We start from the raw sequence: 13814 nt of genomic DNA, 5'->3' as shown, positions 1-13814 counted from the left end.
ACATGATCGAAAGGTCGTAGCCGCGATGCAGATGATGCCGCTGATGTTCGTCCTGATCGGCGCCTGCGTGGTGCTGGGGATGATTGCGTTCGCCTTTGCCGGGCCGTCGAGCGCGAAGACGCAGACGCGTCGCGTCGCGTCGCTGCGCGAGCGTCACGGCGATGCGCTGGTCGTTGCCGAAGCGCAGATGCGGCGCATCGCGAACAAGCGCGACACCAAGATGGACCTCGCCTTCGGTCGGATCCTGCCGAACCCGGTCCTGCTCGCCAAGCGGCTGGCGATGACGGGAAAGACCTGGACCGTCGGCCAGTACGGCATGGCAACGGGCATCGTCGCGCTGGTCGTCGCGGTACTGTTGTTGCTGAAGGGCATGCCGCTGCTGCTCGCGCTGTTCGTCGGGCTGTTCCTCGGCGTCGGGATTCCACATTACGTCGTGGGTCGCACGATCAAGAAGCGCATCGGCAAGTTCACCGCGAAGTTTCCCGACGCGATCGAACTGCTGGTCCGCGGCCTGCGCTCCGGCCTGCCGATCACCGAGACGATCGGCGTCGTCGGTCACGAACTCGACGGCCCGATCGGTGAGGAATTCCGGGCGGTCAGTGACAAGATGAAGATCGGCCGGACGATGGACGCTGCGCTGCAGGAAACCGCGGACCGGCTGGGCACGCCCGAATTCCAGTTTTTCGTCATCACCATCGCGATCCAGCGCGAGACCGGCGGCAACCTGGCCGAGACGCTCGCCAACCTGGCGACCGTGCTGCGCCTGCGCGGCCAGATGCGGTTGAAGATCAAGGCGATGTCGTCGGAATCCAAGGCGTCTGCCTATATCATCGGCGCGCTGCCGTTCATCGTGTTCGGGCTGATCTGGTTCATCAACGGCACGTACATGCAGCGATTCTTCACCGACGAGCGGCTGATGATGATCGGCGGCGGCGGCATGATCTGGATGGCGATCGGCGCCTTCATCATGTCCAAGATGATCAACTTCGAGATCTAGGACGCATTCGATGGGCGAGACCCCCGGACCTACCATCATGGGAATCGACGTCCTGTGGGTCGCGACGCTGCTGGCCGGCGTCGCTGCCTTCGCGGTGATGCTCGCCATCTATGCGGTGATGACCGTGCGCGACCCGATGGCGAAGCGCGTCAAGGCGCTCAACGACCGGCGCGAACAGCTGAAGGCGGGCATCACCGCCTCGACCAAGCGGCGTGCCAAGCTTGTCCAGCGCAACGACACCGCGGACAAGATGCGCACGGTCCTGTCGTCGCTGAAGGTGCTGCAGGACAGCCAGCTGAAGGTCGTGCAGACCAAGCTGATGCAGGCCGGCATCCGGTCGAAGGAATGGGCACCCGCAGTCATCTTCGGCCGGCTCGTGCTGCCGATCGTGATCGGCGGCGCGATGCTCTACTGGGTCTATGGCACCGACGGCTTCGCGACCTGGGGGCCGCTCAAGAAATACGGGCTCGTCGCGATGAGCTTCATCATGAGCTACAAGGCGCCCGACCTGTATCTCGACAACAAGATCAACAAGCGCTCCGACGCGATCCGCAAGGGGCTGCCGGACGCGCTCGACCTGCTGGTGATCTGCGCCGAGGCGGGTCTGACCGTCGACGCCGCATTCCACCGCGTCGCGCGCGAACTGGGCCGCGCCTATCCCGAGCTGGGCGAGGAGTTCACGCTGACCGGGATCGAGCTGGGCTTCCTGACCGAGCGTCGCCAGGCGTTCGAGAACCTCGCGTCGCGCGTGAAGCTGGACGCCGTGAAGGGCGTCGTCACGACGATGGTCCAGACCGAGAAATACGGCACGCCGCTCGCGTCGGCGCTGCGCGTGCTGTCGGGCGAATTCCGCAACGAACGCATGATGCGCGCCGAGGAAAAGGCCGCGCGCCTACCTGCCATCATGACCGTACCGCTCATCCTGTTCATTCTGCCGGTGCTGTTCGTGGTCATCCTCGGCCCCGCGGCCTGCTCGATCTCGGATGCGCTGCTGAAAGGCTGACGGGCCGTCCTCCCGGGTCGAACCCGGGATGGGCACGGCGCAACCCTAGACCCGGTCGATCGTTATGCCCCCGTAACAGGAGGGTTTCCCGATGCCGTTGTTTTCTACGCCCACGCAGTTCGCGGTGCTCGCGCTGCTCTTCATCGCCGGCTGGCTGTTCGGGCTCGCCAGCCATCCCGGCGGCCGCAAGTGGAAGACGCGCTATCTGGCCGAGCGCGACGCGCATGTGCTGGCCCGCAAGGACCGCGACGGGCGCATTACCGCGTCGGATGCGCGGGTCGCGGAACTGGAGCGCGAGAATGCGCGGCTGGTGAAGGCGCAGCCGGTCGTCGCTCCGGTAACGACGACTGCGGCGCCGATCGCGACGCGGACCGTCGGGGACCGCGTGGCGACGCGCCGTAGCTACGCAGCCGGCGAACGTCGCAGCTGGTTCGACTTCAACCGGTAAGTCGCTCGAACCACACCGTTGCCACACCACACCGTCACCCCAGCGGAGGCTGGGGTCTCCCCGGCGGAGGCTGGGGTCTCCCCGAGCGTGTGTTGCGGCCCGAACGGGGAGATGCCAGCCTGCGCTGGCATGACGGGGTTTGCGGCGCCCGCTTACTTCTTCTCGAGCGCCGCCTGTGCCGCAGCCAGCCGAGCGATCGGCACGCGGTACGGGCTGGCCGAGACGTAATCCAACCCGATCGTTTCGCAGAACGCGATGCTTGCCGGGTCGCCGCCATGCTCGCCGCAGATGCCGAGCTTGATGTCGGGCCGCGTCGCACGACCGCGATCCGCCGCGATCTGGATGAGTTCGCCGACGCCGTCGACGTCGATGCTGACGAACGGGTCCTTCGCGTAGATGCCCTTGTCGACATAGACGCCCAGGAACCGCGCCGCGTCGTCGCGGCTGACGCCGAGCGTGGTCTGCGTCAGGTCGTTGGTGCCGAAGCTGAAGAACTCAGCCCCCTCGGCGATGTCGCCGGCCCGCAAGGCTGCGCGCGGCAGCTCGATCATCGTGCCGACCAGATAGTCGAGCGTCCGGCCCTTCTCGGCGAACACGGCCTTGGCGGCGGCGTCGACGACCGCCTTCATCAGGTCGAGCTCGCGTGCGGTGGCGACCAGCGGGATCATCACCTCAGGGATCGGCGCCGCTCCGGTCTTGTCGGCGACGTCGCACGCTGCCTCAAAGATCGCTCTAGCCTGGATCTCGTAAATCTCCGGGTACGTCACGCCGAGGCGGCAGCCGCGATGGCCGAGCATCGGGTTGAACTCGTGCAGTTCGGCCGCGCGGCGCTTGAGCACGTCGACCGACACGCCCGCCGCGGTCGCGACGTCGGCGAAGTCGGCTTCCTCGGTCGGCAGGAATTCGTGGAGCGGCGGGTCGAGCAGGCGGATCGTCACGGGCAGGCCCGCCATCACCTCAAGGATCTCAGTGAAGTCCTTGCGCTGTTCAGGGAGAAGCTTCGCGAGCGCCTCGCGACGCCCCTTCTCGTCGGTCGCGAGGATCATCTGGCGGACGTTGGTGATGCGGCTGCTCTCGAAGAACATGTGCTCGGTGCGGCACAGCCCGACGCCCTCGGCGCCGAACTCGCGCGCGACGCGGCAGTCCTCGGGAGTCTCGGCATTGGCGCGGACCTTCAGGCGACGCACGCCGTCGGCCCATTCCATCAGCGTCGCGAAGTCGCCCGACAGCTCGGGCTGCACGGTCGCGACCGCGCCGATCATGACCTCGCCGGTGGTGCCGTCGATGGTGAGCAGATCGCCCTCCTTCACCTCACGGCCGCCGCAGCGCAGGATCTTCGCCTTCGCGTCGATCGACAGCGAACCGGCGCCCGAGACGCAAGGCCGGCCCATGCCGCGGGCGACGACCGCCGCGTGGCTCGTCATCCCGCCGCGCGCGGTCAGGATGCCGCGCGCCGCGTGCATGCCGTGGATGTCCTCCGGCGACGTCTCGGTGCGGACGAGGATGACCGCGATGTTGTCGGCGGCCTTCTTCTCGGCGGTGTCGGCGTCGAACACCACGGTGCCGGACGCGGCGCCGGGGCTGGCGGGCAGCCCCTTGGTGAGCACGTCGCGCGTCGCGTTCGGATCGAGCGTCGGGTGGAGCAGCTGGTCGAGCGCGGCAGGATCGACGCGCGCGATGGCCTCCTCGCGGGTGATCAGCCCTTCGTTCGCCATATCGACCGCGATCTTGAGCGCGGCCTTGGCGGTGCGCTTGCCGGCGCGGGTCTGGAGCATCCAGAGCTTGGTCTTCTCGACCGTGAACTCGATGTCCTGCATGTCGCGATAGTGGTTCTCGAGCGTGTCGAACACGCCGGCGAGCTGCGCGTACACCTCGGGCATCGCCTCTTCCATCGACGCGGGCTTGGCGTTGGCCTCCTCGCGCGCTGTCTTGGTGAGATACTGGGGCGTGCGGATGCCGGCGACGACGTCCTCGCCCTGCGCATTGATCAGGAACTCGCCATAATAGGCGCGGTCGCCCTTCGACGGGTCGCGCGTGAAGGCGACACCGGTGGCCGAGGTGTCGCCCATGTTGCCGAACACCATCGCCTGGATGTTGACCGCGGTGCCCCAGGCGGCGGGGATGTCGTTGAGGCGGCGATAGACCTTCGCACGCTCGGACTGCCACGAGCCGAAGACTGCGCCGACCGCGCCCCAGAGCTGGTCGTGGACGTCCTGCGGGAACGGCTTGTTCCACTGCTTCTCGACGAGCGCCTTGTATTCGGCGACCAGCGCGCGGAGGTCGTCGGCGCTCAGTTCGGTGTCGAGCGTGAAGCCCTGGTCTTCCTTGGCGATCTCGAGCGCTTCCTCGAACGCGCCGTGGTCGAGTTCGAGCACCACGTCGGCGTACATCTGGATGAAGCGGCGATAGCTGTCCCAGGCGAAGCGCGCGTCGCCGGAGGTGGCGGAGAGCCCCTCGACGGTCTGGTCGTTGAGCCCGAGGTTGAGGACGGTGTCCATCATCCCCGGCATCGACGCGCGCGCGCCGCTGCGGACCGAGACGAGCAGCGGGTCGGCGGGGTTGCCGAAGGTCTTGCCGGTGACGCCCTCGATATGCGCGATACCGGTCGCGACCTCGTCGCGCAGCCCCTGCGGGAAGCTGCCGCCCTCGTCATAATAGACCGCGCAGAATTCGGTCGAGATGGTGAAGCCCGGCGGCACCGGCAGGCCGATCGACGCCATCTCGGCGAGGTTCGCGCCCTTCCCGCCGAGCAGGTTGCGGTCGCCCTTGCCGCCGTCCGAAACACCACCACCAAATCGATATACGTACTGCGTCATCCCCGGTCCTCTTAAGTCGCTGCCCTTGTGGACAATCAAAAACGAATGTTGAGAATGTTGAGACCGGAGCGCGGTTTTCGCGTCAGCCCTCAACCTTCGAAAAGTCTGCCACGTTGTGCACTGCAGCACGGACCCGTTCAAGCAAGGCGAGACGTGCCGTGCGCTTGACGGGGTCGGGGTCGTTCACGGTCACGCTGTCAAAGAACGCATCGATCGGCGCACGCAAGCTGGCGAGCGCCGCCATCGCCCCGGCGAAATCCTCCGCGGTGACGGAGGACGCGGCGCGGGGTTCGGCAGAGTCGAGCGCGGCGATGAGGGCAGCTTCTGCCGGTTCGGGCGTGTAGGACAGAGGAATCTGCGAGGCACCCGCCCCTTCCGTTCCCCCGCGCAGGCGGGGGTCCAGGTCCGTACTCTCCCGGGACTCGTCGCTCGTCGGTCCCTGGGCCCCCGCCTTCGCGGGGGAACCGGGAGCGGCTTCCTTCTTCAGGATGTTCGCGGCGCGCTTGTACCCGGCGAGCAGGTTCGTACCGTCTTCGGTCGCGACGAACGCCTGCAGCGCATGGACGCGCGCGAGGAGGCGGACGAGATCGTCCTCGCCGCCGAGCGCGAACACAGCGTCGATCAGGTCGTGGCGGACACCGGCTTCGCGTTGCTGGACCTTGAGGCGGTCGGCGAAGAAGTCGAGCAAGCGCGCCGCCGTCTTCGGCCAATGGTCCTGCATACGAAACGCACGCACGACCTCACTCATGCCGTCGTCAGCCAGCGTGAGCCGTGCAGGCCCGACATCAATCGCTAGTGCTTCCTTAAGCCGATCCATCCATTCATCGCCGGCACGCTTTCCAGTAAGCCCATCTTCAATGAATTTCTTGAGCTCAGGGCGATGTTCGACAGCCGCGTCCATGATTTGATCGAACCTTCCCTGCCCTGCTTGAAACAGTGCCTGCCGAAGATCGCATCGAATAAGATTAGTCGTGATAAGTGCTATCACACCTAGCGCTTGACGCCGCAACGCGAACGGATCCTTTGATCCGGTCGGGACATCTCCAGTCTCGAAAAAATTATAGATCGTATCCAGCTTGTCCGCCAAGCTCACCGCTACCGTCACCGAGTCGGTGGGGACGTCGTCGCCTTGCCCGACCGGCTTGTAATGGTCGCGGATCGCGGCGGCGACCTGGGGGTCTTCGCCCTGCGCGGCGGCGTAATAGCCGCCCATCAGGCCCTGCAGTTCGGGGAACTCGCCGACCATGCCGGTGACGAGGTCAGCCTTGGCGAGGCGCGCGGCGCGGTCTGCAAGGTCTGCCAAAGCTCCCCTCCCGCCTGCGGGAGGGGCTGGGGGAGGGCTTGTCACGGACGGCGCGTCGTTTGCGGACACGCCCTCCCCTAGCCCCTCCCGCAGGCGGGAGGGGGATTGTGTGACGATCCCCTCCTCCACCAGCCAGCGCGCGAGCTTCGCGACGCGGTCGACCTTGTCCGCCAGCGTGCCGAGTTTCTCGTGGAAGACGATCTTCGACAGCTTCTCCGCCTGCTCGGCGAGCGGCACCTTCAGGTCGGTGTCGTAGAAGAATTTCGCATCCGACAGCCGCGCCGCGAGAACCTTGCGATTGCCCTCGACGATCTTCGCGCCGCCATCCGCCGCGTCGATGTTCGCAGTGCAGACGAAGGCGTTGGCGAGGCTCCCGTCACCTGCACGGCAGACGAAGTACTTCTGGTTCACACGCGCGGTGAGCTGGATCACTTCGGGCGGCACGTCGAGGAAGGCGGGGTCGAACTGGCCGAGCAGCGGCACCGGCCATTCGGTGAGGCCAGCATTCTCGGCGACCAGCCCCTCGTCCTCGACGAGTTCGAGCCCGGCCTGCGCGGCGGCTTCGCGCGCGCGGTCGCGGATCAGCGTGGCGCGTTCGTCCTGGTCGACCAGGACATGCGCCATGCGGAGCTTGTCGACATAGTCGTGCGCGCCGCCGAGCGTGATCGGACCGGCATGGTGGAATCGGTGGCCGAGCGTCGCGGCACCGCTTTCGATCCCGGCGATCTCGAACGGCACGATCATCTCGCCGAACAAGGCGACGATGCCCTGCAGCGGGCGGACCCATTTCAAGCTTTCGGTGGTGGTCGACGCATCGCCCCAGCGCATCGACTTCGGCCACGGGAAGCCGCGGACGATCGCGGGGATCGCCTCTGCCAGCACCGCGGCGGTGGCGCGGCCGGGCTTCTCCGTAACGGCGAAGAGGACGCCGTCGCGTTCGGTCAGCTGCTCGCGGGTGAGGCCGGTTTTCCGCAGGAAGCCTTCGAGCGCCTGCGGGGGCGCGGAGGCCTTGGGGCCCTTCACTTCCTCGGACACCGCGGCGGTCTCGACGGGGAGGTCGCGGGCGATCAGCGCGAGGCGGCGGGGGGTGGCGTAGGTGACGAGCTCGCCGGTGGCGATGCCGGCCTTGGCGAGTTCGGCGGTGAACAGCCGCGCGAGATCGTCACGCGCCTTCGCCTGCATGCGGGCAGGGATTTCCTCGGAGCGGAGCTCCAGCAGAAAGTCGGTCATGCAGGCACCATGTCTACGATCGGGGCGAACGCTCTTTGCGGCTTCGCGGCTTCGCGTGAAAAAGAAATTGGGTTCACGCAAAGGCGCGAAGACGCGACGGGCTCTTCTGCTCTGCGTCCTCTGCGCCTCTGCGCGCATGATTCTTCGCGCAGAGGCGCAGAGGACGCAGAGAGAAAGAAGCTCAGGTTCGTCACCCCAGCGAAGGCTGGGGTCTCGTGCGGCACGGCCGCGGCCGACAACGGGAAGATCTCAGCCTTCGCTGGGATGACGGACTGGGCGGCGGAGCGACGGTTTCCCAAACCGTAGGTCACGCCGTCCATCCGTGCTTTTCCATCCAGGCGCCGCACGCGCCCTTCGCGAGGTCGCGGACGCGGCCCATGTAGGCCTGGCGTTCGGCTACCGAGATGACGCCGCGCGCCTGCAGCAGGTTGAAGATGTGGCTCGCCTTGATCGCCTGTTCGTAGGCGGGGATCGGAAGCTTTGCGTCGAGCGAGTTCTCGCATTCGGCGACGTGCTTGCGGAACTGGTCGAACAGGCTGTCGGTGTCGGCGACCTCGAAGTTCCACTTCGACATCTCCTGCTCGTTTTCGAGGAAGACGTCGCCGTAAGTCACGCCCGCGTCGTTGAACGCCAGGTCGTAGACCGAATCCTTATCCTGGATGTACATCGCGAGCCGCTCCAACCCGTAGGTGAGTTCGCCCGCGACGGGCTTCATGTCGTAGCCGCCCATCTGCTGGAAATAGGTGAACTGGGTCACCTCCATGCCGTCGCACCAGACTTCCCAGCCGAGCCCCCAGGCGCCGAGCGTCGGCGACTCCCAGTCGTCCTCGACGAAGCGGATGTCGTGCTTCAGCATGTCGATGCCGATCGCTGCGAGGCTGCCGAGATACAGGTCCTGCAGGTCGGCGGGCGACGGCTTCAGGATCACCTGATACTGGTAATAGTGCTGCAGCCGGTTGGGGTTCTCGCCGTAGCGGCCGTCCGTAGGCCGGCGGCACGGCTGGACGAAGGCGGCGTTCCACGGCTTGGGGCCCAGCGCGCGCAGCGTGGTCGCGGTGTGGAACGTCCCTGCCCCCATCTCCATGTCATAGGGCTGGAGGATCAGGCATCCGCGATCGCTCCAATAGTCATGGAGCGTCAGGATCATTCGCTGGAAAGAGAGGCCGGTCACGAGCGCGGCTTTGGCGGATGAGGGCATTTCAGGCAAGTGGTGCGTTGCGCGTCGGCATCCTACATGGGGCGTCACACCGATTCCAAGGATGCCGTACTTGACGCTCAAAGCCCTGCGCGCCGCGCTCTCCGCGTTCGTGATGACCCTCGCGCTTCCCGCCTGCGCCCAAGGCCCGGAGTCGCCGAAGGCGCGCGCCGCCAACGATGCCGATCCGGCGCTGTGGGTGGTGAAGGACAAGGACACGACGATCTATCTGTTCGGCACGATCCACGTGCTGAAACCCGGCATGACCTGGTTCGACGAGGCGGTGAAGACCGCGTTCGACCGCTCGCAACAGGTGGTGCTCGAATTGGTGATGCCCGATCCGGCCAAGATGCAGAGCCTGGTGATGGCGACCGGCGTGTCGCCGAGCGGGCCGACGCTGACCGAGCAGCTGCCCGCGCCCAAGCGGGCGGCCTATGCCAAGGCGGTGTCCGACCTGGGGCTGCCGGCGAACGCGTTCGACCGGTTCAAGCCGTGGCTCGCCGCGACCAACCTGTCGATCGCGCCGCTGTCGAAGCTCGGCTATGATTCGGCGAACGGGCCGGAGCAGGTGATCACCGCAGCGGCGAAGGCAGCGGGCAAGCCGGTGATCGGGCTGGAGACCGCGGAGCAGCAGCTGGGCTATTTCGGCAGCCTGTCGCAACAGGCGCAGATCGCGTTCCTGAGCAGCACGATCGACGAACTGCCCAAGCTCGAGACGACGATGGCGACGATGGTCGACGAATGGGCACGCGGCGACCCCGAGGCGCTGGCCAAGGACATGAACGACAGCCTGAAGGATTCGCCCGAAGTGGCCAAGGTGCTGCTGATCGACCGCAACAAGCACTGGGCGAACTGGGTCGCGGAGCGGATGAAGACGCCGGGGACGGTGTTCGTCGCGGTGGGTGCGGGTCATCTGGCGGGGACCGACAGCGTGCAGGCGCAGCTCGCGAAGCTCGGGGTGACGGCGCAGCGGGTGAAGTACTGAGCGTCACCCTGAACGTGTTTCAGGGTCCACCCCGCCACGCGCGATAGCGCTGTTCGTCGGGTGGATGCTGAAACGAGTTCAGCATGACGGGGCGGGATGCGTTGCACTTTCGGCGAATCCCCGCTATGCGCGCCCGCTTCCGGTCCATGGTCATCCCTGGAGGCGTGGGCGCGGGAAAGACAACGAGTTTCGGAGAATAACGATGAGCGACCAATTGACGCTCGCAGCCGAGACGCGTGACCGGGTTGGCAAGGGAGCCTCCCGGGCGCTGCGTCGTGATGGCCGCGTGCCTGCCGTGATCTACGGCCTGAACAAGGAGCCGGATTCGGTTCACCTCGAGGAAAAGGCGCTGATGAAGGCGCTGATGACCGGTCATTTCATGAACTCGGTCGTGATGGTCAACGGCGTGCGCACGCTCCCCAAGGACGTGTCGTTCCACCCCGTCACGGATCGCCCGATCCATGTCGACTTCCTGCGCATCAGCGAGCATTCGACCGTCACCGTCGCGGTGCCGATCGTGTTCACCGATGAGGACGATGCCCCCGGCATCAAGCGCGGCAACGGCGTGCTGAACATCACGCGCCACGAGATCGAGCTGGTCGTCGACGCGTCGGACATCCCGAGCGAGATCACGATTTCGCTCGCCGGCAAGGAAATTGGCGACTCGATCCACATCAGCGACGTCGAGCTTCCCAAGGGCGCGACGCCGGCGATCGACGACCGCGACTTCGCGATCGCCACGATCGTGCCGCCGACCGTCCCGACCGTCGAGGACGAGGCTCTCGAGGCCGAAGTCGCCGAGGCGCAGGCTGCAGAGGCCGCTGCCGAGGACGAGACCCCGGTCGAGCCGAACGACGACAACAACGACGACGACAAGATCACCACCCAGAAGAACGACTAAGAGGGCATCCTCTTCGTCTTCGGATGATCTGGCGGGCGGGACGGCGACAAGCTTTCCCGCCCGTTTTCGTCAGCCGTTCCGTCCTTTGCCATCCGTCACCCCGGACTTGTTCCGGGGTCCACCGTGCCGCAAACCAACCGCTCAGCGAGTATGCGGGACCGTGGATGCCGGAACGAGTCCGGCATGACGAAATTTTGAAGGTTTACGATGCAGATCTGGGCGGGCCTGGGCAATCCGGGCGCACAATATGCGATGCAGCGACACAATGTCGGCTTCATGGCGGTCGACGCGATCGCCGAGGTGCACGGCTTCGGCGCGGTTCGGAAGCAGTTCCAGGGCTGGACGCAGGAAGGCCGGATCGGGTCGCAGAAGATCATCCTGCTCAAACCCGCGACCTTCATGAACGAGAGCGGCCGCGCAATCGGCGAGGCGTTGCGCTTCTACAAGCTCGGCGTCGAGGCGCTGACGGTGTTCCACGACGAGCTCGACATCGCCCCGTTCCGCGTCAAGGTGAAGACCGGCGGCGGCACCGCGGGGCATAACGGACTGCGTTCGACAGACGCGCATCTCGGCCCCGACTTCCGCCGCGTGCGATTGGGCATCGGCCATCCCGGGCACAAGGACCGCGTGACGGGCTATGTACTCGGCAACTATGCCAAGGCGGAGATTGATCCGCTGTCCGACATGCTCGGCGCGGTCGCGGCGGAGGCGAAATGGCTGGCGGAGGGCGACGACGTGCGATTCATGAACGACGTGGCGCTGAGGCTCGCGGCGTGACGACGCGCAGCCTGTTCGCGACGCGCTTCTACGAGGCGGACCTCGGCGACGCCGATCTGGTTGAAGAGCTGGAGGACGCCGCCTTGGAGCTCTCCAAGGCGGACCGCGCTGGGATCAACTGGTCGAAGGCGCACGGCTATCGCGGCTATACGTCCTACGCCTCGCTGAACGACCTGCCCCTGCGCGATCCCCGCTTCGGCGACCTGGTCAAACTGCTCAACAAGCATGTCGCCGCGTTCGTCAGGGACTGTGCGTTCGACCTCGGCGGGCGGAAGCTGAAGCTCGACAGCCTGTGGGTCAACGTCCTGAAACCCGGCGGTGCGCATTCGGGGCACATCCATCCGCACAGCGTCGTCTCCGGCACGATGTACGTGACCGTGCCCGAGGGCGCCGGCGCGCTGAAGCTCGAGGACCCGCGCCTCCCGATGCTGATGGCCGCCCCCCCTCGCCTGCACGACGCGCCGGAGGACCTCGCGACCTTCGTCTACGCCGTGCCCCAGCCCGGCAGCGTCTTCCTCTGGGAAAGCTGGCTGCGCCACGAGGTCGTCCCCAACGCTGCCAAGGGCGAACGGATCAGCATCAGCTTCAACTATCGCTGGTAAGGCTACGCGCTAGCCTTCCCCCTCGCGCTCGCCTAAAGCGCGCGCTTCACCGTACCAAGGGCATATCATGGGTTTCCGCTGCGGCATCGTTGGACTTCCGAACGTCGGCAAGTCCACCCTCTTCAACGCGCTGACGCAGACCGCGGCGGCGCAGGCGGCGAACTATCCGTTCTGCACGATCGAGCCGAACGTCGGCAATGTCGGCGTCCCCGACAATCGCCTCGACCAGCTCGCGAAGATCGCCGGCTCGCAGAAGATCATCGAGACGCAGCTGGGCTTCGTCGACATCGCCGGGCTGGTGCGCGGCGCGTCGAAGGGCGAAGGGCTCGGCAACCAGTTCCTCGGCAACATCCGCGAGGTCGACGCGATCGTCCATGTGCTGCGCTGCTTCGAGAATGACGACATCCAGCATGTCGACAACAAAGTCGATCCGATCGCCGATGCCGAGACGGTCGAGACCGAGCTGATGCTCAGCGACCTCGAAAGCCTGGAAAAGCGCGTCCCCAACCTCGCCAAGAAGGGCATGCAGGGCGACAAGGAAGCCAAGATCGGCGCCGCCGTGCTCGGCCAGGCGCTCGAGCTGCTCCGCGACGGCAAGCCCGCGCGGCTGACCGTGCCCAAGGACGAGGACGAGGCGCGCGTGTTCGCGCAGGCACAGCTGATCACCGCCAAGCCGGTCCTCTACGTCTGCAACGTCAACGAGGAAGACGCCGCGAACGGCAACGCGCTGTCCGCGAAAGTGTTCGAGAAGGCGAAGGCCGAGGGCGCCGAGGCGGTCGTCGTGTCGGCAGCGATCGAGGCCGAGATCGCGACGATGGCCGCGGACGAGCGCGGCGAGTTCCTCGGCGAGCTGGGTCTGAGCGAGACCGGCCTCACGCGCGTCATCACTGCAGGGTACAGCCTGCTGCACCTCCTCACCTTCTTCACCGTCGGGCCGAAGGAAGCGCGCGCCTGGACCGTGCACAAGGGCGCCACCGCCCCGAACGCCGCGGGCGAAATCCACACCGATTTCGAGAAGGGCTTCATCCGCGCGGAGACGATCGCGTTCGACGATTACGTCACGCTGCGCGGCGAATCGAAGGCGCGCGAGGCGGGCAAGCTACGCGCCGAGGGGAAGACGTATGTCGTCCAGGACGGCGACGTGATGCACTTCCTGCACAGCTGAGGCGGCGCATCGTCCTCCTTCGCAAGGGGAGGATTGCCGGGCCAGGGCGTGCCCCCTATTATGTGAAGATGCTCGCCCGTCTGATCCTGGCCCTGCTTCTTGCCGCCTTCGCGCTTCCCGCGTCGGCGCCGGCGGCGTGCCATGATGCGCAGGTCATGCATGCGATGCCGATGGCGATGCCCGGGGCGATGCCGGCGGCGATGGATCATGCGCCAGAGCAGAAGGCGACTCCGCCGCATGGGTGCATCGGCTGCGTGCCGCCGTCGAACTGGAGCGCGGCGCGACTGGTCGGCCCTGCGCCCCGGACCTTGGCGGCGATGATCGAACGGGCGGCAGTGCTCGACCTCCGCGACGGCCTGGCACCAGCGCTGAGACCTCCCCGACTGGCATGA

Annotated in this window: 12 protein-coding genes; 9 read left to right on the top strand and 3 right to left on the bottom strand. The window is 66.4% G+C overall.

All coding sequences use genetic code 11. The annotated features are described in order from the left end of the window. The first annotated feature begins 25 nt into the window (after positions 1–25). The 3 genes from FSB78_RS01840 to FSB78_RS01830 all read left to right on the top strand — a co-directional run bounded on the left by FSB78_RS01840 (position 26) and on the right by FSB78_RS01830 (position 2448). A complete protein-coding gene (locus tag FSB78_RS01840; protein WP_147079473.1) occupies positions 26–997 on the top strand; it encodes a type II secretion system F family protein in 972 nt (323 codons plus the stop codon). A 10-nt stretch (positions 998–1007) separates the two neighbouring features. Then, positions 1008–2000, top strand: coding sequence for a type II secretion system F family protein (locus tag FSB78_RS01835; protein WP_199743098.1), 993 nt, complete (start codon positions 1008–1010; stop codon positions 1998–2000). A gap of 91 nt (positions 2001–2091) precedes the next feature. Then, positions 2092–2448, top strand: a complete 357-nt coding sequence (locus FSB78_RS01830) for a hypothetical protein (RefSeq protein WP_147079471.1) — start codon at positions 2092–2094, stop codon at positions 2446–2448. A 152-nt stretch (positions 2449–2600) separates the two neighbouring features. On the opposite strand, the gene ppdK is transcribed toward FSB78_RS01830, so the two are convergent. The 3 genes from ppdK to FSB78_RS01815 form a co-directional block, all read right to left on the bottom strand. Further along, entirely contained in the window at positions 2601–5264 is a 2664-nt protein-coding gene (gene ppdK / locus FSB78_RS01825) for a pyruvate, phosphate dikinase (protein ID WP_147079469.1), read from the bottom strand. Positions 5265–5346: 82 nt separating this feature from the next. After that, complete coding sequence (gene glyS, locus FSB78_RS01820) at positions 5347–7797, bottom strand: glycine--tRNA ligase subunit beta (protein WP_147079467.1); 2451 nt, start codon at positions 7795–7797, stop codon at positions 5347–5349. Positions 7798–8104: 307 nt separating this feature from the next. Beyond that, positions 8105–8995 (bottom strand): glycine--tRNA ligase subunit alpha, encoded by an 891-nt coding sequence (locus FSB78_RS01815; RefSeq protein ID WP_199743097.1) that lies wholly within the window; start codon positions 8993–8995, stop codon positions 8105–8107. A gap of 61 nt (positions 8996–9056) precedes the next feature. Here FSB78_RS01815 and FSB78_RS01810 point away from each other — a divergent pair, with 61 nt between their 5' ends. The 6 genes from FSB78_RS01810 to FSB78_RS01785 all read left to right on the top strand — a co-directional run bounded on the left by FSB78_RS01810 (position 9057) and on the right by FSB78_RS01785 (position 13814). After that, positions 9057–9977 carry a TraB/GumN family protein gene (locus FSB78_RS01810; protein WP_422396663.1) on the top strand — a complete coding sequence of 307 codons (921 nt, stop codon included), beginning with the start codon at positions 9057–9059 and terminating at the stop codon, positions 9975–9977. Positions 9978–10179: 202 nt separating this feature from the next. Continuing rightward, positions 10180–10878, top strand: a complete 699-nt coding sequence (locus tag FSB78_RS01805; RefSeq protein WP_147079465.1) for a 50S ribosomal protein L25/general stress protein Ctc — start codon at positions 10180–10182, stop codon at positions 10876–10878. A gap of 207 nt (positions 10879–11085) precedes the next feature. Beyond that, positions 11086–11655, top strand: a complete 570-nt coding sequence (gene pth / locus FSB78_RS01800; protein ID WP_147079463.1) for an aminoacyl-tRNA hydrolase — start codon at positions 11086–11088, stop codon at positions 11653–11655. Continuing rightward, positions 11652–12257, top strand: coding sequence for a TIGR02466 family protein (locus tag FSB78_RS01795; RefSeq protein ID WP_147079462.1), 606 nt, complete (start codon positions 11652–11654; stop codon positions 12255–12257). The genes pth and FSB78_RS01795 overlap by 4 nt, the downstream gene beginning before the upstream one ends. Before the next feature lie 67 nt (positions 12258–12324). Continuing rightward, entirely contained in the window at positions 12325–13422 is a 1098-nt protein-coding gene (gene ychF / locus FSB78_RS01790) for a redox-regulated ATPase YchF (protein WP_147079460.1), read from the top strand. Between the two features lie 68 nt (positions 13423–13490). Further along, positions 13491–13814 (top strand): hypothetical protein, encoded by a 324-nt coding sequence (locus tag FSB78_RS01785; protein ID WP_147079458.1) that lies wholly within the window; start codon positions 13491–13493, stop codon positions 13812–13814.

This window comes from Sphingomonas ginsenosidivorax (assembly GCF_007995065.1).
In the GTDB taxonomy this organism is placed as follows: domain Bacteria; phylum Pseudomonadota; class Alphaproteobacteria; order Sphingomonadales; family Sphingomonadaceae; genus Sphingomonas; species Sphingomonas ginsenosidivorax.
This window is presented reverse-complemented; position numbering and strand designations above follow the sequence as displayed.